Source organism: Nonomuraea sp. NPDC049309 (assembly GCF_043196965.1).
Taxonomy (GTDB): Bacteria; Actinomycetota; Actinomycetes; order Streptosporangiales; family Streptosporangiaceae; genus Nonomuraea; species Nonomuraea fastidiosa.
Genome location: NZ_JBICSH010000003.1, coordinates 255,122 through 272,093 on the forward strand (window position 1 = coordinate 255,122; position 16,972 = coordinate 272,093).

The 16,972-nt window shown below is 72.1% G+C and carries 19 protein-coding genes; 11 read left to right on the forward strand and 8 right to left on the reverse strand.

Going from position 1 to position 16,972, the window contains the following annotated elements:
• Positions 1-304: 304 nt before the first annotated feature.
• Positions 305-649 (forward strand): YciI family protein, encoded by a 345-nt coding sequence (locus ACGFIM_RS21915; RefSeq protein ID WP_364059769.1) that lies wholly within the window; start codon positions 305-307, stop codon positions 647-649.
• A gap of 261 nt (positions 650-910) precedes the next feature.
• On the opposite strand, the gene ACGFIM_RS21920 is transcribed toward ACGFIM_RS21915, so the two are convergent.
• Genes ACGFIM_RS21920 through ACGFIM_RS21930 form a run of 3 tightly spaced genes read right to left on the reverse strand, consistent with a single transcriptional unit; the run spans position 911 to position 3,380 of the window.
• On the reverse strand, positions 911-1,096 hold the full coding sequence (locus ACGFIM_RS21920) for a hypothetical protein (RefSeq protein ID WP_364059772.1): 186 nt from the start codon (positions 1,094-1,096) through the stop codon (positions 911-913).
• Positions 1,093-2,034 (reverse strand): class I SAM-dependent methyltransferase, encoded by a 942-nt coding sequence (locus ACGFIM_RS21925; protein ID WP_393202968.1) that lies wholly within the window; start codon positions 2,032-2,034, stop codon positions 1,093-1,095. The genes ACGFIM_RS21920 and ACGFIM_RS21925 overlap by 4 nt, the downstream gene beginning before the upstream one ends.
• Positions 2,031-3,380: a cytochrome P450 gene (locus ACGFIM_RS21930; RefSeq protein ID WP_393202970.1), complete on the reverse strand. Its 1,350-nt coding sequence runs from the start codon at positions 3,378-3,380 to the stop codon at positions 2,031-2,033. The genes ACGFIM_RS21925 and ACGFIM_RS21930 overlap by 4 nt, the downstream gene beginning before the upstream one ends.
• A 240-nt stretch (positions 3,381-3,620) precedes the next feature.
• On the opposite strand from ACGFIM_RS21930, the gene ACGFIM_RS21935 reads away from it, so the two are divergent.
• The 3 genes from ACGFIM_RS21935 to ACGFIM_RS21945 are packed head-to-tail and all read left to right on the forward strand — an operon-like array spanning position 3,621 to position 5,833.
• Entirely contained in the window at positions 3,621-3,995 is a 375-nt protein-coding gene (locus tag ACGFIM_RS21935; protein WP_393202972.1) for a hypothetical protein, read from the forward strand.
• A 48-nt stretch (positions 3,996-4,043) separates the two neighbouring features.
• Positions 4,044-4,985, forward strand: a complete 942-nt coding sequence (locus ACGFIM_RS21940; protein ID WP_393202973.1) for an ABC transporter ATP-binding protein — start codon at positions 4,044-4,046, stop codon at positions 4,983-4,985.
• Entirely contained in the window at positions 4,982-5,833 is an 852-nt protein-coding gene (locus tag ACGFIM_RS21945) for an ABC transporter permease (RefSeq protein WP_393202975.1), read from the forward strand. Before ACGFIM_RS21940 ends, ACGFIM_RS21945 begins: the two co-directional genes overlap by 4 nt.
• Here the strand turns inward: ACGFIM_RS21945 and ACGFIM_RS21950 are convergent.
• Entirely contained in the window at positions 5,826-7,013 is a 1,188-nt protein-coding gene (locus ACGFIM_RS21950) for a cytochrome P450 (protein WP_393202977.1), read from the reverse strand. The two genes, ACGFIM_RS21945 and ACGFIM_RS21950, sit on opposite strands and share 8 nt — an antisense overlap.
• A gap of 51 nt (positions 7,014-7,064) precedes the next feature.
• Between ACGFIM_RS21950 and ACGFIM_RS21955 the strand changes: the two genes are divergently transcribed.
• From ACGFIM_RS21955 to ACGFIM_RS21970, 4 genes are read left to right on the forward strand one after another with little or no spacing between them, the layout of a single operon-like run.
• Positions 7,065-8,270: a flavin monoamine oxidase family protein gene (locus ACGFIM_RS21955; RefSeq protein ID WP_393202979.1), complete on the forward strand. Its 1,206-nt coding sequence runs from the start codon at positions 7,065-7,067 to the stop codon at positions 8,268-8,270.
• A complete protein-coding gene (locus tag ACGFIM_RS21960; RefSeq protein WP_393202981.1) occupies positions 8,267-9,220 on the forward strand; it encodes a Rieske 2Fe-2S domain-containing protein in 954 nt (317 codons plus the stop codon). Before ACGFIM_RS21955 ends, ACGFIM_RS21960 begins: the two co-directional genes overlap by 4 nt.
• On the forward strand, positions 9,217-10,041 hold the full coding sequence (locus ACGFIM_RS21965) for an alpha/beta fold hydrolase (protein WP_393202983.1): 825 nt from the start codon (positions 9,217-9,219) through the stop codon (positions 10,039-10,041). Before ACGFIM_RS21960 ends, ACGFIM_RS21965 begins: the two co-directional genes overlap by 4 nt.
• The gene (locus tag ACGFIM_RS21970) at positions 10,028-10,669 is read left to right on the forward strand and encodes a VOC family protein (RefSeq protein WP_393202985.1); all 642 of its coding nucleotides are present in this window, start codon (positions 10,028-10,030) and stop codon (positions 10,667-10,669) included. Before ACGFIM_RS21965 ends, ACGFIM_RS21970 begins: the two co-directional genes overlap by 14 nt.
• Here the strand turns inward: ACGFIM_RS21970 and ACGFIM_RS21975 are convergent.
• A complete protein-coding gene (locus ACGFIM_RS21975; protein ID WP_393202987.1) occupies positions 10,652-10,813 on the reverse strand; it encodes a hypothetical protein in 162 nt (53 codons plus the stop codon). The two genes, ACGFIM_RS21970 and ACGFIM_RS21975, sit on opposite strands and share 18 nt — an antisense overlap.
• A gap of 202 nt (positions 10,814-11,015) precedes the next feature.
• On the opposite strand from ACGFIM_RS21975, the gene ACGFIM_RS21980 reads away from it, so the two are divergent.
• Both ACGFIM_RS21980 and ACGFIM_RS21985 read left to right on the forward strand, forming a co-directional pair.
• A complete protein-coding gene (locus ACGFIM_RS21980) occupies positions 11,016-11,552 on the forward strand; it encodes a hypothetical protein (RefSeq protein WP_393202989.1) in 537 nt (178 codons plus the stop codon).
• 85 nt (positions 11,553-11,637) lie between these two features.
• Complete coding sequence (locus tag ACGFIM_RS21985; protein WP_393202991.1) at positions 11,638-11,817, forward strand: hypothetical protein; 180 nt, start codon at positions 11,638-11,640, stop codon at positions 11,815-11,817.
• A gap of 12 nt (positions 11,818-11,829) precedes the next feature.
• On the opposite strand, the gene ACGFIM_RS21990 is transcribed toward ACGFIM_RS21985, so the two are convergent.
• The 3 genes from ACGFIM_RS21990 to ACGFIM_RS22000 are packed head-to-tail and all read right to left on the reverse strand — an operon-like array spanning position 11,830 to position 15,442.
• Positions 11,830-12,759: a carbohydrate ABC transporter permease gene (locus ACGFIM_RS21990; protein WP_393202993.1), complete on the reverse strand. Its 930-nt coding sequence runs from the start codon at positions 12,757-12,759 to the stop codon at positions 11,830-11,832.
• Positions 12,756-13,763, reverse strand: a complete 1,008-nt coding sequence (locus ACGFIM_RS21995; RefSeq protein ID WP_393202995.1) for an ABC transporter permease — start codon at positions 13,761-13,763, stop codon at positions 12,756-12,758. The genes ACGFIM_RS21990 and ACGFIM_RS21995 overlap by 4 nt, the downstream gene beginning before the upstream one ends.
• Positions 13,764-13,798: 35 nt before the next feature.
• Positions 13,799-15,442, reverse strand: coding sequence for an extracellular solute-binding protein (locus ACGFIM_RS22000; RefSeq protein ID WP_393202997.1), 1,644 nt, complete (start codon positions 15,440-15,442; stop codon positions 13,799-13,801).
• Positions 15,443-15,716: 274 nt separating this feature from the next.
• Here ACGFIM_RS22000 and ACGFIM_RS22005 point away from each other — a divergent pair, with 274 nt between their 5' ends.
• A complete protein-coding gene (locus ACGFIM_RS22005; protein WP_393202999.1) occupies positions 15,717-16,922 on the forward strand; it encodes an ROK family protein in 1,206 nt (401 codons plus the stop codon).
• The last annotated feature ends 50 nt before the right edge of the window (positions 16,923-16,972 follow it).

The following is a 16,972-nucleotide window of genomic DNA, read 5'->3' on the forward strand; positions in this document are numbered from 1 at the left end:
CGACGGCGCTTCCGGCCGACGGTGCTCCCGGGGCACGAGGCGACGGCGGTTCCGGGAGATGCGGCGACGGTGCTCCCGGGCATGCCCCGGCGGCGCTCCCGGGCGTGGGGCGGGGGCGCTTCCGGCTGCGCGGCGGGGGCGGGCCCTGGGCGCGCGACAGGGGTGCCTTCCGCCGTGGGAAGGGGGCGCTGGGGGCAGACGAGCAGCGCTCCGACGTGGCAGGATGTCACGATAGTGCCGACCGGGGCCGCTGCCCGCCTCTCGCCGATCCCGTGGGCGGATGTCCGAGGAAGGTGGACGACTGATGGACTTCGTGCTGCTGATCCACGGCGACGAGATGCTCTGGGACGCCTTCAGCGAGAGCGAGCGCAGGCGCATGGCCGAGGCCCACCGCCGGTTCGGCAGGGAGATGGTGGAGGCGGGGGTCAACGTCAAGTACGGCGCGGGGCTCACCAGGTCCCGCGAGGGCAGGCTGGTGCGGCCGGACGGCCCGGCCGTCCAGGGGCCCTACGCGGTCGGGCGCGAGCAGATCGGCGGCATCTGGATCATCGACGTCGCCTCCGCGGAGGAGGCCGAGTCGTGGGCGCGCAAGATGCCGTACGCGCCGGGCGACATCGTCGAGGTCCGGCCCTGCGACCCCACGGCCTGAAGCACGACCTCACGGTCAGGGGCGTGGACCCCACGCCCCAACGCCGTCGCACACCGTCTGACGCTGTTCTGAGACGTTTTCGCGGCCTTATGCCACGCCGCCGGCCGCCGGCCGCCCTGGCGCGGGACCCCGGCGCCCCGGCGGCCGCGGGACGGTCACCGGGGCCGGGTGCGCGCCTCAGTAACAGCGCCTCAGTGACAGCGCCTCAGTGACAGCGCCTCAGTGACAGCGCCTCAGTGACAGCGCCTCAGTGACAGCGCCTCAGTAACTGGGGCGGCGGCTGAGCACGATGCCCGCGGCCAGGAAGAGCAGGCCGGCGGCGCCGTACACGATGGCCGGGGTGGTGGCGGGCGGCTGCTGGCTGGCGTTCACCACGGCCAGGCCGAGGCCGACGATCCCGCTGATGTAGCAGAAGATCGCCACGAAGATCTTCCAGAACGGACTCATGGTGCATTCCTCCCGAACCTTGCGGGTTTCTCCGGATCCTTCTCCGGTACTGAGGGGGCCGGGCCCGGTGGCGCGGTCCCTGTGAGGGTGGAGCCGGGCGGTTCCTTCTCGGGTGCCGAGTGGGCCGGGCCCGGTGGCGCGGTCCCTGCGGCGGCGAAGCCGAGCAGCATGACCCAGGCGTCCGGATCGGCCAGGAAACGCCGCCAGCGGTCGGCCGCCAGGGCCAGCTCGGCCACCGACAGCGCGCCTGCGGCCACGAGCGGCGCCAGGCGCTCGGGCCCCAGATGCGGGGCGAAGGCGGCGGTCGGATGGGTGTCGTTGGTGGTGGCGAACGGGCGCAGCAGCACGTCCGCGAAGCCCGCGCGGCGCAGCAGCCGGGTGAGCCGCCTGCCGATCCGGCGGTCCCCGCCCGCCTCGCGCTGCGCCCGCGCCATCGCGGCGTGCACGTGGGCCAGCTCGGGGTACATCGGCTCGGCAAGGCCCCACAGCATGCCGTCGACCTCGACGACGACCACGGTGCCGCCGGGCCGCAGCACGCGCAGCACCTCGGCCAGCATCGGCGCGGGATCGGCGAGGTGCTGCAGTACGTATCGCAGCAGTACGCCTCCCACGCTCCCCGTACGCAGGGGCAGCCGGGCGCCGTCGGCGGCCACGAGCGGGGCGCCGCAGCCGCCCGCGTGACGCAGCAGCTCCGCGTCCACGTCGAGCGCGATGACCGGCAGGCCGGGCTCGGCGGCGCGCAGCCTGCGGGTGACCGCGCCCGAGCCGGCGCCGAGTTCGAGCAGCGGCCCCGCGCGGGTCAGCCCGAGGTCGCGCATGATGCGCAGCTCCTCGTCGAAGGAGAGCGCCGCCTGCGCCTCAAGGCGGGCCAGCTCGCCGGGCACGCCGCCCAAGGTGGTGCCGGCGACGTCGTACGAGCCGGCCGGACCCGCGCTCACCGCGGCCTCGGCGTCATCGTCATGCCGTGCCGCGGCCGCAGCGTGACCAGCGCCTCGGGCTCGACGGGGAACCCTTCGGCCAGCTCCATGCGCAGGTCGCGCAGCAGCACGGCGAGCACGAGCGTGGCCTCGACCATCGCGAAGTGCCGCCCCAGGCAGACGCGCGGTCCGCCGCCGAAGGGCAGGTACTGGTGGCTGAGGTGGCGAGCGGCCGCCTCGGGGTCGAACCGCTCGGGACGGTAGGCCTCGGGCTCGTCCCAGTAGCGCGGGTCGCGGTGCAGCACCCACGGGCTGATGCAGACCAGCGACCCCGCGGGGATCTCGTAGCCGTCGATGACGTCGGCCGCGACGCTGCGCCGCGAGATGAGCCAGACCGGCGGATAGAGCCGCATCGCCTCCTGGACGGCCTGCCGGCACCTGCGCAGCGCGGGCAGGTCGGCGGCGCTCGGAGCCCGGCCGCCCAGCACCTCGTCGATCTCCGCGCGGACCGCATCGGCGGTCTCGGGATGGCGGTCGAGCAGGTAGAGCGTCCAGGTCAGGGACTTGGCGGTGGTCTCGTGCCCGGCCATGATGATCGTCAGCACCTGGTCGCGCAGCTCGGCGTCCGTCATCGCGGGTGCGCCGTGGCCGGCTCCGCCAGGATGCGCCTCCGCGAGCAGCGCGCTCAGCAGGTCGTCGCCCGCGCCGCCCGTGCGGCGGGCCGCGATGATGACCCGGGTCACCTGGTCGAGGAAGGCCCGCGCCCGCTGGAACCCGGCGTAGCGCGCCGCGGTGTCGGCAGGGTCGGGGTCGTCCGCCGGTACGTAGTGCCCGATGAACCGGTTGACCGCGTCCACCGCCCGGCCGAACCCCTCGCCCGCGCCGCCGATGTCGGTGCCGAGCATGGCCTTGACGATCACCGTCAGCGTGAGCGCGGTCAGGTCGTGGTCCACGCGTACGGACGCCGCGCCCCGCCACTGCCGCGCCAGGTGCTCGGCGGCCTCCACGATGACCTGGTCGAACCGGATGACCTCGGACGGCCTGAAGGCGGGCGCGCACATGCGGCGCTGCGCCGCCCACTCGGCGCCGTTGCTGGTCAGCAGGCCGTTGCCGAGCAGCGGGCGGAGCATGTCGTCGTCCGGCGTACGGTCCTTGGTGTAGTTCGTACCGTTCTCTTTGAGTACGTACCTGGCCAGGTCGGGCCGGTTCAGCATGTAGACGGGCTCTCCGTCGGCGTCGTGGCGGGTCACGTCCCCGAGGGCCGCCATCGCGGTCACGAACTCGAGCGGCGCGTCCCGCATGGCGCGCAGGCTCTGGGTCTCCGCCGGTCCAGGCGGCACCCGGGGGGATACGTACGTCCCGGACATGAGCACTCCCATTGCTTACGTAAATGGAATTCGGAATACGCATTTCCGGCCGCTGAATACGTATAAGTATTTCGTACGGTTCCGGCCCGCGCATTTGCAGAGTACCTTTTGGCAGGAAGGGCCTCAATACTTAATCGAGTGCCCCGGAAATTAAGTCTGGGCAACCTGGAAATCGGCGTGCAAGACTCCATTCCGAGACGGCGCACCGGCGCCGATGGGGAAAGCTCCCAGGAGGAAGCAATGGCACTGAATCCCAGAGAGCGGACGGAATTCGTCAACGCCTACACCCGGGTTCTCATCACGGCGTGGTCGAGCGAGGAGTTCTCGGCCAAGCTCGACAACAATCCGCGCGAGGCGCTGGCGGAATCCGGCCTCGAGGTTCCCGCGGACGCTCAGATCACCGTGGTGCGCAACGTCCCCGAAGGCGCCCACGAGTCCAACATCGACGTTCAGGTCGCCCTCTGGGAGCGCGGCCTGGAGACGGGGGTGTACGAGTTCCACATCCCCGAGACGCCGCAGATCGACATGGCCGAGCTGAGCGAGGGCGACCTCGACTCGATCGCGGCCGGCATCGACATCAACTGCTGCTGCTGCCCGTGCTGCTGCTGCACCTGACCTGAGCCGCCGCCGAGGTCTCGCACGCCCGAGAGGAATGAGGAGATCATGTCCGACGATCAGGCCGACCCGATCCGCGTACGGGGACTGCGCAAGCAGTACGGCGCCAGCCACACCCTGCGGGGCGTGGACCTGGACGTCCGGCAAGGAGAGGTCTTCGCCTTACTCGGCCCCAACGGCGCCGGCAAGACGACGACGGTCGAGATCCTCGAGGGCGTGCGCAGGCGCTCGGGCGGCGAGGTCCGGGTGCTCGGCCGCGACCCGGCCGAGGACGCGCCGAGCTGGCGGGCCAGGATCGGCATCGTGCCGCAGACCACCGGCGCGTACACCGACCTGACCGTGCGCGAGGTGGTCGAGCACTTCGCCTCGTTCTACCCGAAGCCGCTGCCCGTCGATCAGGTGATCGGCATGGTGGGGCTGGGCAAGCAGGAGCGCAAGCAGGCCCAGACGCTGTCGGGCGGCCAGCTGCGCCGCCTCGACGTCGCCGTCGGCATCGTGGGCGACCCCGACCTGATCTTCCTGGACGAGCCCACCACCGGGCTCGACCCGGAGGCCAGGGCGGAGGCGTGGGACCTGGTGCGCTTCTTCGCCGACCAGGGCAAGACGACCGTGCTGACCACCCACTACCTGGACGAGGTGGAGGCGCTGGCGCAGCGGGCCGCCGTCATCGTCGCCGGCGCGGTCGTCGAGACCGGGGCGGTCAGCGAGCTGGGCGGGCGGCGCGAGGTGCCCGCCACGGTGAGCTTCACCGCCACCGGCGGCCTGAGCGCCGCGACCCTGCCGGACCTGCCTCACGGCACCACCGTGGCCCCCTCCGACGGGGACGCGATCGTGCTGCACACCCACCGGCCCACGCAGGTCCTGGCCGCGCTGCTGCCGTGGGCGGCCGCCGCCGGTGTGGGCGAGCTGCCCGACCTGCGCGTCCACCGGCCGACGCTGGAGGACGTCTATCTCAAGTTGATCCGCGAGAACCAGGGGGAAGCGTCATGAGCTCGAACGCCGTGGTCGCCGAACAGAACCGCGCGGTCGCGTACGGCGGGGGCTCGGGATTATGGCGGGCGTCGGTGGCCCGCTCCTCGGTCGAGCTGAAGTCGTTCTTCCGCAACCGGCAGTCGCTGTTCTTCACGCTGCTGCTGCCGATCGTGCTGCTGCTGGTGCTCGGCTCGATCTTCTCCGGGACGGTCCCCGGCACCCACACCGACTTCAAGCAGATGTTCGTGGCCGGGATCATCGCCTGCGGCATCATGAGCGTCAGCTTCAACGGCCTGGCGATCAACATCGCGATCGAGCGCGACAACGGCATGATCCGCCGCCTGGCCTCCTCGCCGATGCCGAAGACCGCGTACTTCATCGGCAAGATCGTCCGCGTGGTGGTGACCGGCATCCTGGAGGCGGCGATCCTGCTGCTGGTCGGGGTGACGCTGTTCCACCTGCCGCTGCCGTCCGACAGTGGCCACTGGCTGACGTTCGCGTGGGTGCTGCTGCTCGGCGCCGCGGCCTGCTCGCTGCTCGCGGTCGCCTTCAGCGCGGTCATCCCCAACGCCAGGTCGGCCTCCGCCATCGTGACGCTGCCGTTCCTGGTGCTGCAGTTCATCTCCGGGGTGTTCTTCCCCTACAGCGAGCTGCCGCACTGGATGCAGACGATCGCGGCGTTCTTCCCGCTCAAGTGGATGACGCAGGGGCTGCGCTCGGTGTTCCTGCCCGCCGACTTCGCGGTGGTGGAGCCGGCGCACACGTGGGAGCTCGGCAGGACCGCCGTCGTGCTCGGCTCCTGGTGCGCGGCGGCGCTGCTGCTGACCCTGCTGACGTTCCGCTGGCGCGGCGCGAACGTCAGGTAGCGAGGGTGAAGCCGGTCAGCCGCCTGGGCACCAGGCTCGCCGCCCACGCGGGCGGCTCCCCGACGGGACGCAGCCCCGGATACCTGCTCAGCAGGCCGCGCAGCAGCAGCGCGCCGGCCTGCCTGACCAGCGGGGCGCCGAGGCAGAGATGGGTGCCCGCGCCGAAGGCGAGGTGGGGGTTGGGCGAGCGGGTCACCACCAGCTCGTCGGGAGCGGTGAACACCGCCGGGTCGCGGTTGGCGGCGCCCACCAGCGCCAGCACCCTGGCGCCGGCCGGGATCACCCCGCCGTCCAGGCGTACCTCCTCGGTGGTCACCCTGGCCGTGAACGGGATCGGCGACTCCAGGCGCAGCAGCTCGTCCACGGCGGACACCGCCGTGTCGTGGCCGCCGCGCACCTGCTCGGCGGCCTCCTGGCGGGGCAGCAGCCAGTGCAGCGCGTTGCCCACCATCTCGGCCAGCGGCTTCCACCCTCCGACGACGGTCAGCGACGCGATGCCCAGCATCTCCGCCCTGGTCAGCCGGTCGTCCGCGGCCAGCCGCCCGAAGGGCGTCGCGTCGTCGCCGGCTTTCACGGCCGCGGCCGCCGCGTCGGCGCGCTCGCCGAGGAAGCGGGTCAGCTCGCCCATCGCCGTCCGCCCCGCCGCCGCGGCCTGCGGCCCGGCCAGCGGGTCGAGGTTGACCGCGACCCGCGCGGCCAGCTCGGCGAAGGCGGCCCGGTCGGCGGGCGGCAGCCCGAACAGCCTGGCCAGCACGCCCGTGGCGAGCGGCTCGCCGATGTCGGCCGTGGCCTCGATGCGCTCGCGCCCGGCCAGGCCGTCGAGCACCCGCTCGATCTCGGCCTCGATGCCGCCGGAGATGCCGCGGATCGCGGCGGGCCCCATGAGCAGCGCTCCGGGCGAGCGTAACCGCTGGTGCTCGGGCGGGTCAGTGGTGAGCATCGACGGCGGCAGCTCGTCGTCCCTCACTCGTTCCCGCTGCCCCAGCGCCGCCGAGAAGCGCGGGTCGCGCAGCGCGAGCGCGCAGTCGGCGTGCGCGGTCAGCAGCCACATGCGCGAGGTGACGTCGAAGTGGACAGGGTCGTTCTCCCGCAGCCACCGGTACGCCGGATACGGATCCAGCCGTCCGCGAGGAGAGAACGGATGGGCCAGGTGGGCGGGAAGCGTGCGGGGTGCCGTCATCGCATCTCCTCGTGATCAAGGCGACGCCAACCTACTACAGAGGACGGGCCGGTGACAGAGCTGGACGTGGTCGTGATCGGCGCGGGCGTGAGCGGGCTCGCCGCCGCCAGGACGCTGGCGGGCGCGGGCCTCCAGGTCGCGGTGCTGGAGGCGAGGGAGCGCGTCGGCGGCAGGATCCATACCGACGAGCGCTCGGGCTTGGAGCTCGGGGCGCAGGTGCTGCACGGCGACCGCAACCCGATCGGCGCGCTGCCCGGCCTGCCCGCCCCGGTGCCGCTGCCCCGCTACGCCGCCCGGGTGCTGCTGGACGGCGCGCCCCGCCCGCTGTCGGCACTGCGCCCGCCGCCGCCGCTGCTGGAGGCGCGGCTGGCGGCGAGCGCGCCCGGAGACGTGCCGGTGGCGCTGTGGCTGAAGGAGGCGACCGCGCGCGTCCCCGGCGCCCTGGAGCCCGCCGCCGAGTGGTTCAGGCAGAACTGGGCGGGCGAGCCGGAGGCGCTGAGCGCGCTCGGCGTGGCCGTCGCCCGACGCGCCGACGCCGCGGGCCGGGGCGAGTTCGCGCTGCCCGGCGGCTTCGGCACGCTGACCGGGCTGCTGGCCGACGGGCTGGACCTCCGGCTCGGCGACCCGGTCGTCCGCCTGAGCTGGTCGCCCGGCCGCGTCCGCGCCGTGACCGCGGCGGGCCGCCGCGCCGGCGCCGCCGCGGCCGTCGTCACGGTGCCGCCGCAGGTCGTCGCCGACCGGCGGCTGCTCATCGACGACCTCCCCGTACGCAAGCAGGCGGCGGCCCGCGAGCTGCGACCCGGCGACGCCTGGTGCGCCGTGGTCACCTATCCCGTGCCCGCTCCCGAGTCGGCCGTGGTCTTCGACCCGGGCGGCCGGCTGGGCTTCGTGACCGTCACGGCCGGGCGTCCCGAGGCGGTGGTCGTGGCCAAGGCGGGCGCGGCGGGCCGGGCCAGGGCCGCCTGGCAGGCGGGCACCCTGCCCGCGCTGCTGGCCGAGGCGCTGCCGTGGACCGGCGGCCGGGCGCCGGAGCGTGCGCGGGTGGCCGACTGGGGCGCCGATCCCTGGGCGGGCGGCGCGTACACCTACCCGGCGGTGGGGGCGCTGTGGGCGCCCGCCGCCTGGGCCGAACCGATGGACGGGACCCTCTTCTTCGCCGGCGAGGCCACGACCGGCCCGGCGGGCCCGCCCATGGCGCACATGGCGATGGCCGGCGGCGAGCGCGCGGCCACTGAGGTGATCGGAGCACTGAGGTGAGCACTGAGGTGATCGAACAGACGACGTCCGGTTCCGCCCCCGATCGGCTGCACGGCGGATGGTTCCTGCTCGCGCTCGACGACGAGCTCGGCCCCGGCATCACCCCGCTCAAACTGGGCGCGCGGGACCTGATCGCGGTGCGCGACGACGACCGCGTCCGCGTGTTCGCGGCGACCTGCCCGCACCGGGGCGCCCACCTGGGCTACGGCGGCACGCTGGACGGCCAGTGCGTCATCTGCCCCTTCCACGGCAAGCGCATCGCACTCGGCGACACCGCCCGCCGCTGGTCGGTGCCCGAGGTGCGGACGCTGCGGGCCGGGTCGGCGCTGTTCGCCCGGCTGTCCGACGACCCGGGCGACGACCGCGGCTTCGAACAGGCGATCAAGCAGGCCGCCGAGGAGCTGACGTTCGTGCCGGCCGTGCGCGAGGAGGTCGCGGTGCCCGCCGAGTACGTGGTGGAGAACGCCTTCGACGCCGAGCACTTCAGCACCGTCCACCTGGTGCCCGCGGTCAAGGGCATGCGCGTCAGCATGGGGGAACACGACGAGCTGGTCATCGAGGGCGAGTTCCGGACCAAGACGCCGCCGTGGGAGCGGCCGGGGAAGAAGGACGGGGCGCTGAACTTCGCCTCCCGTTTCGTGGCCCGCGCCTACAGCCCGCACCTCGTGCTGACCGAGCTGGGCACGGCGGAGGCGCCGTACACGATCATCACGGGAGCGGTGCCGGACGGCGCGGGCTGCGTCGGCCGGGTCGTCATCGGCGTGCGGCCGGACAGGACCGCCTCGCTGCCCGCGCTCGTGCACGGCGCGAAGTACGCCTTCCAGCAGGACCGGGTGGTCTGGGACCACCTGGACGTGCACGCTCCGCAGCGCTTCGATGCGGCCGACACCTCCGTGATCGCCTTCCGCCGCTTCTGCGACGGTTTCGCCCCGGCGGAGGCGCTGTCATGACCCTGTACGTGCGGACCCGAGGCGAGGGCCCCTCGGTGCTGTGGATCCACGGCTACACGATGGACGGCTCGGTCTGGGAGGCGCTGTGGCGGCTGCTGCCCGGCTGGCGGCACGTCGGCGTGGACCTGCCGGGGCACGGCCGCTCGCGCCCGCTGTGCCCCGGCACGTCGCTGCCCGCGCTGGCGGCGGAACTCGCCGAGCTGGCCCGCGCCGAGCGGGCCGCGCTGGTGGTGGCCGAGTCGATCGGCTCGATGATCGCCCTGCAGCTCGCCATCGACCACCCGGACGACGTGCGCGGGCTCATCGTCGGCTCGCCGACCATCGCCGGCGCCCCCTCCGAGCCGGGCACCGCGGAGCGCTACCGCACGCTCGCCGGGCTGGCCAGGATGGGCGTGGACGGCGAGCGGCTGGCCGATGTGTGGATGGCGGCGCCGCCCGACATCTTCCGCGGCACCGAGGCCCATCCCGAGCTGCGGGCCAGGCTGCGCGCGATCGTCGCCGGGCACTCGTGGCGGGAGCTGCGCGACGGCGCCATGGCCGGGCTGAGCGGCCACGTGCACACCGCGGACGACCTGCGCGGCATAGCGGCGCGCACGCTGGTGCTGATAGGCGAGCAGGACATGCCGACCTTCCGCGCCGCCTCCGTGCGGCTGCGCGACACCGTGCCGCGCTGCCGCGTGCTCACCGTTCCAGACGCCGGGCACCTGTGCATGATCGAACGCCCCGCCGCCGTGGCGCCCGCCATCGCCGCCCACCTGAGCGCGGCGGTGCCCGAAGTGACGGCGGAAGTGGTGCCGGAGGTGCAGCATGCCGGTTCGTGAGCACTACACGCCGGGCACCCCGTGCTGGGTGGACTACGGGGCGCTGGATCCCGTGGGCGCGCGGGCCTTCTACGGTGCGCTGTTCGGCTGGACGTTCCGCGACGCGGGCGGCTACGCCTTCATCGAGCTGGACGGCCGCGTCGTCGGCGGCTTCGGCCGGGTGCCCCCCGGGCTGCCCGCGTGCTGGAACACGTACCTGGCGACCGCGGACGCGCAGGCGGCGGCCGCGCGGGTGAAGGAGCGCGGGGGAAGCGTGCTGTTCGGGCCGGTGCCCGCCGGGGACGACGGGCGGCTGCTGCTCGCGCTCGACTCGTCGGGGGCGGTCTTCGGGCTCTGGGAGGGCCACCGGCCGTCCGGGATCGTGCTGGTGGACGAGCCGGGCACGTGGTGCCGGCACGAGCTGTGGACCGGCGACGCCTCCTGCTACCCCGAGCTGCACGGGGTGGAGGTCGGGCCGCCGCCGGAGGGCATGGGCCCGCGCTGGGTGACGTTCTTCGCCACCGCCGACCGGGCCGCGACGGCCGCGCGGGCCGTCGAGCTGGGCGCCACGATCGCGCCCGGCCACCGGGACGGCGACCGCGCGACGATCGTGTACGACCCCTGGGGCGCGTTACTGGCGCTGGCGTGACCTGGCCATGAAGAGGAAGTACGCCGCCACGAGGAGCGCACCGACGATGGTGACCACCGTGCCCACCGTTTGGCCGATCAGGAAGGCCACGACGACCGCTGCCGCGTAGACCAGGGGGACGACCAGCCGGAGGTTCACTCCCATGAGCGCTCCTTAACGAGATTGCGGGCTTCATCCGCATCATCGGCGCGCCGCCGCCGCCGGTCCAGAGAGTGGCCGCTTTTACGCATCAAATTACGCATCGGAATTACGCATCGGGGCCCTGGCGTACGTATGCCGGGGAACGCGATGCTCGCCGGCGTACATGTCGCCAGGAAACCCCGCACGACCGTGGAGGACGTCTGCCATGAAGTCACGCCTGTTACTCTCGCTCGCCTGCCTCCTGCTGCTGGTCTCCTCGACCCCCGCTCTGGCCGCGGCCCGCGAGCCGCTCACCCAGGCCGAGGCGATGCGGCGGCTGTCGTTCATGGTCGGCGCGTGGGCGGGGACGGGCTGGACCATCCTGCCGTCGGGCGCCCGCCAGGAGTTCCTGCAGACGGAGTGGATCCGCTACCAGGCGGGCGACCTGGTGATCTCGGTCGAGGGGCAGGGCCGGGACAAGGCCGACCCGCGCACGATCGTGGACAGCGCGCTCGCCGTGATCAACTACAACGACGTGACGGGGGAGTACCGCTGGGAGGCGTTCTCCCGCGGCAACGTCACCACCGTCACCCCGGTCGTCGGCGACCACCGCTTCGAGTGGACCCTGCAGACGCCCGCCTTCACCACCCGCTACACGCTGACCTTCACCGGCACGACCTGGCACGAGATCGGCGAGACCACCACGGACGGCGGCGCGACCTGGCACCAGAACTTCCAGATGGATCTGCACCGCCTCTACTGACCACGTGCCAGGGCCGGCGCCGGGGCCGGGTACCTTTGTCGGAGAAACCCAGCAGATCTCGCCCCGCCCCCGAAGGGACGCCGCCGTGTTCTACCGCAAGCCGATCGAGGAGCGCATCGCCGAGCGTCAGGCCAAGCTGCGCCCCCTGAAGGAGGGCAGGCACTTCGAGCACGGCCCGGCGAAGTTCGTGTTCATCTCGCTGATCACGATCGTGGTGCTCGTCCACTTCGTCGGCCTGGCCATCGTCATGCACTTCTACTCGTAGGGGCGGGCGGGCTCACCCCTTGACCGCGCCCACGATCACCCCCTTGGTGAAGTGGCGCTGCACCAGCGGATAGAGGATGAGCGCGGGGATGACGGCGATCACCACGATGGCCATCTTGATGGCGAGGGTGGGCGGCGCGTCCCCGGTCACCCCGGCGGTGGCGGCGGGCAGCGGGTTGGAGTCGACCACGTACTGGCGCAGGATCAGCGCGAGCGGCCACTTGCGCGTGTCGTCGATGTAGAGCATCGCGTTGAACCACGCGTTCCAGTAGCCGACCGCGTAGAACATCGCCACGACCGCCGTGACCGCCTTCGACATGGGCAGCACGATGCGGAAGAGGATGCGGAACTCGCCGGCCCCGTCGATGCGGGCGCTGTCCAGGATCTCCTTCGGGATGTTCATGAAGAACGAGCGCAGCACCACCACGTTGAACGCCGACACCGCCGACGGCAGGATCAGCGACCAGTAGCTGTCCTTCAGCCCCAGCCCGCTGACCATCAGGTAGACGGGGATGATGCCCGGGAAGAAGACGAACATCAGCAGGATGCTGAACAGCAGCGGCCGGTGCAGGAACGAGCCGGGCCGCGACAGCGAGTACGCCCCCAGCACGCTCACCCCGGCGCTGATGAGCGTCCCGACGACGGTCACGCCGGTGCTGACCAGGATCGCCCGGCTGACCACCGTGTCGGAGAAGATCTGCCGGTACGCCTCGAACGTGATGCCGTCGGGCACCAGCACGAGCCCGCCGGCCTCGGTCACCGTCTTCGCCGAGCTGAGGCTGGTGAGCACGATCGTGTAGAGCGGGCCGAGCACGGCCACCAGGATCAGCGTGATGAGTGTGCCCTTGCCGAGCCGCCCGGCCACCGACGGTGGCTCCTCCCAGGGCGCCAGCCGGGACGGGCGCCGCACGCCGCGCCGGCGCGAGAGCGTCGAAGCCCTCATGATCGCGAATACACCCCTCGTTCACCCATGGCGTGCGCCACCCGGTTGGCCGCGAGGATCAGCAGCAGCCCCACCAGGCCCTTGAACAGGCCGGCCGCGGCGCCGTACCCCAGGTCGCCGGTGCGCAGGCCGGACCAGTACACGAACGTGTCGAACACCTCGGACGCCTCGCTGCCGACCGCGCTGCGCTGCAGCATGAACTGCTCGAAGCCGACGTTGAGCGCGTCGCCGAGCCGCAGGATCAGCAGCAGCACGATCACCGGGCGCAGGCCGGGCAGCGTGATGTGCCACATCCGGCGCCAGCGGCGGGCGCCGTCCACGGCGGCGGCCTCGTACAGGTGCGGGTCGATGGTGCTGAGCGCGGCCAGGAAGATGATCGCGCCCCAGCCGGCGTCCTTCCAGATCGTCTGCGAGGTGATCAGCAGGATGAACGTGTCGGAGTTCGTCATCCAGTCGATGCCCTCGTACCCGTGGTCGCGCAGGATCTGCGCGAGCAGCCCGGCGCCGCCGAACATCTGCTGGAAGATGGCGATGACCAGCACCCAGGAGAAGAAGAACGGCATGTAGACGACGCCCTGGACGAACGCCCGCACCCGGGCCGAGACGATGCTGTTCAGCAGCAGCGCCAGCAGGATCGGCACGGGGAAGTAGAAGACGAGCTGGAACGCCGTGATCGACAGGGTGTTGGCGATCGCGCGCAGGAACTGCGGGTCCTCGAAGAGCAGCGCGAAGTTCGTGAAACCGATGACGGGGCTGCCGAGGATGCCGTCGGTGTACGGGTTGTAGTCCTGGAAGGCGATGACGTTGCCGAGCGCCGGGATCCACCAGAAGGCGAGCACGATGAGCAGCATCGGCAGGTTCATCACCAGAAGGGGCCAGTCCCTGCGCAGCTTGGCCCGCCAGGTCAGCTCGTGCGCCTTGTGGGCGGGGGCCGTGCGGCGCGGCGGCTTCCTCATCGTCGCCGGGCCGCCGGTGGCGCCGCCCGCGCTCGTGCCCGTGCTCATGCTCTTGCCGGCCCCGGTGCCCGTCCGCGACGCCGTCACAGCCGCCCGTTCTCGCGCGCGACCTTCATGTAGAACTCGCGCGCCTCGTTACCGCCCTGCTCCTGCCACTCCTTGAGGATCTTCGGCCACTCGGAGACCGGTCGCTTGCCGCGGAAGATCTCCTGCATCTTGTCCTCGGTGGGCGTGGCCATGCCGGCCATCTTCGACGGCGTCTCGACGCGGATGCCGACGAACGGGTCGTTCTCCAGGATCTTGGAGGCCTTGGTCTGCCAGTCCCACAGGGACTGCACGAGCCCTTCGTACTGGCTCATCGCGTTGGCGTTGGGGCGGCCGGACAGGAACAGGTAGGTCGGCGCGACCTCCTTGCGGCCGAGCGGGGTCTGCTTGACCTGGCCGTTCACGACGTTGTAGTGCTTGCCCTCGACGCCGTTGTAGCACAGCTCGTACTCCTGGGTGCCGAACGGTCCCGAGGCCCAGTTCGACAGCGCGAGCAGCTCGCGGGTGCGGGCGTCGCCGAGGCCCTTCTTGATGAAGACGAACATGCTGGCGGGCTCGTTGCGCCACATGATGAGCCGCCCGCCGGGCTTGGCCGGGTACGGGTCGACGATCTGCATGTCGAAGTCGGGGTTGTCGGCCTGGAAGCGGCCGAGCGCCTCGTGCCAGGCGCCGAGGCCGTCGCGGTAGATGACCATCTCGCCGCTGCCGAAGATCGCCTTGTTGTCGGCGTCCTTGTTGGCCACGACGTCCGGGTGGACGTATCCGGCCTCGAAGAGCTTGGTGACGAACTCGATGTGGGCGGCGAACTCCTCGGTCTCGTACTTGTACTCCAGCGTGCCGTCGCTCTTCTTGCGCCACTCGCGCGGCACGCCGAACGCCCGCTGGACCTCCTGCTCCATGCCGCCGCCGAACGCCCAGCGCTTGTCCTTGGGCGAGGTGATGGCCTTGCCGAGCGCGAGCAGGTCGTCGGCGCTCTTGGGGTGTTCGAGGCCGAGCTTCTTCATGATGTCCTCGCGGACGAACGTGGCGAACGGGTAAGGGTCGTTCTGCCACGGGATGCCCTGCAGCACGCCGCCGAAGACGCCGTACTGCCAGGCGGCGGTGTCGTAGTTGGCCAGCAGCGGGAACTCCTTGGCCTTGTCGCCGGCGAGGTAGGGGGACAGGTCGGCGAAGAGCTTGTTGGCCGCCTCGGTGAAGTGGCCGATCTTGGTCAGCTCCCACTGCGGGATCATCACCATCTCCGGCACGTCGCCGCTGGCCAGGACGGTGCTGAGCTTGTCACCGTAGGTGTTGCCGTCGGAGATGTTGAAGCGGACGACGCCGCCGAGCCGCTTGTTGACCTCGTCGTAGTAGGAGTTGCTGCCGAGTCCCGGCGGCACCGTGCCCCACAGCGGCGTCATCGCGGTCACCTCCTTGCCGCTGGTCAGCGGCGGGGTGGTGACGGCCTGTACCATCTCGGCCGGTCGCTTGAGGAAGCCCGGCTGCACGAACTCGGACCCCGGCAGGTCCGGCTTCAGCCCGGGGATCTCGTACGGCACCCGGGTCGGTACGAGGCTCGAGAGTTTGTCGGCGGCGACGGCCGTGCCCTTGGGCGCCTGCCTCTTCTCGGCGCAGCCCGCCACCAGGACGCTTGCGCCGACCAGGCCGAGGAAACCGCGGCGGGTCGGGTTGGGTGTCGGCATGACTGGGTCCCTCCTCGGGATGGGATGGGCCTCAGGGCGCGGAACGCCGCTGCCCGCGGTGGACCGCAGGCCGCGCCCCACCTACAATTAGTTGGTATTTCGACCAAACAAATTAGTAGAGTGTGACTGCAGCCACAAGGGATCGCGACGGTCACAGGTTGGTGCCGATGAGCAACCCGCATGACGGAGCGCCGGAGCCGCCGTTCTCCGGTTGGTGGAGAAAGCCGGCGATGCGGCATGCTGGGATCACTTCTTGGCGGGAACGGGGCTGATATTGATCACTTCCACGACCGGCCCTCAGCCGGCCGACTTCGCCGACGTGCGGGCCACCAACCTGGCGGTCGTGCTGCGCTTCGTCCGCGAGCACGCACCGTGCTCGCGGGCCGACATCGCGGCCTCCACCGGGCTGAACAAGGCGACCGTCTCCAGTCTGGTCGCCGACCTCATCGACCGCCGGCTGGTCCGCGAGACCGGGCTGACGGAGAACCGCGTCGGCCGTCCGGCCACGATGCTCGTGCTCGACGGCTCCCCCTACGCGGCCATCGGCGTCGAGATCGGCGTCGACACCGTCTCGGCCATCGCCACCGACCTCGCGGGCGGGCGGCTGCTGACCTGGCGGCGGGCGTTCTCGGGCGGCGACTCGGTCAGCCAGAGCGTGGCCGGGGTCGGCGCGATCATCCGGCGCGTGGTCAGCCGCATGGCCAAGGAGGAGCGCCAGGTGCTCGGCCTGGCCGTGGCCGTGCCGGGGCTGGTCGACGTGCAGGGCACCGTGCGCCTGGCGCCCAGCCTCGGCTGGCACGACGCCGACATCGCCGGCGACCTGGCCAAGGCGCTGCGCGATCCCGGCTTCCCCATCCAGGTGGACAACGAGGCCAACCTCGCGGCCCTGGCCGAGCAGCGTTTCGGCTCCCACGCGGGCGCCTCCGACCTGGTCTATCTCAGCGGCGGGCGCGGCGTGGGCGCGGGCATCATCCTCGACGGGCGGCTGCGCAGGGGCGGACGCGGCCACAGCGGCGAGATCGGCCACGTGCAGCTCGACCCCGACGGGCCCGTCTGCCACTGCGGGCGCCGCGGCTGCCTCGAGGCGGTGGCCGGCATCGGCGCCGTGCTGCGCAGGGACCTGTCGCCGGCCGAGACCCAGGCCGAGATCGAGGAGGTCGTCCGCCAGGCGCGGGCCGGCGACCCCGGCACGCTCGCCCGGCTCGCCGCGGTCGGTGCGGGCCTGGGCCAGGGCGTGGCCATCCTGGCGAACCTGCTCGATCCCGCCGTGGTGATCCTCGGCGGCTACTACGTTCCGCTGGCGCCGTGGGTGCTGCCCGCCGTGCACGAGGAGCTGGCCCGGCGCGTGGTCGCGCCGGGCGGCCCCGAGGTGGTGGCCTCGACACTCGGGCACGACGCGGCCGCGCTCGGTGGCGCGGCGCGGGTGCTCGACTCGATCGATTCCGGAAGATTGCCGGGAGGATTGCCGCAGACCTCTTGACCTCGCTCACGGGGACGTGCACCCTTCAGTCAATCCACCGAAATGTCCGC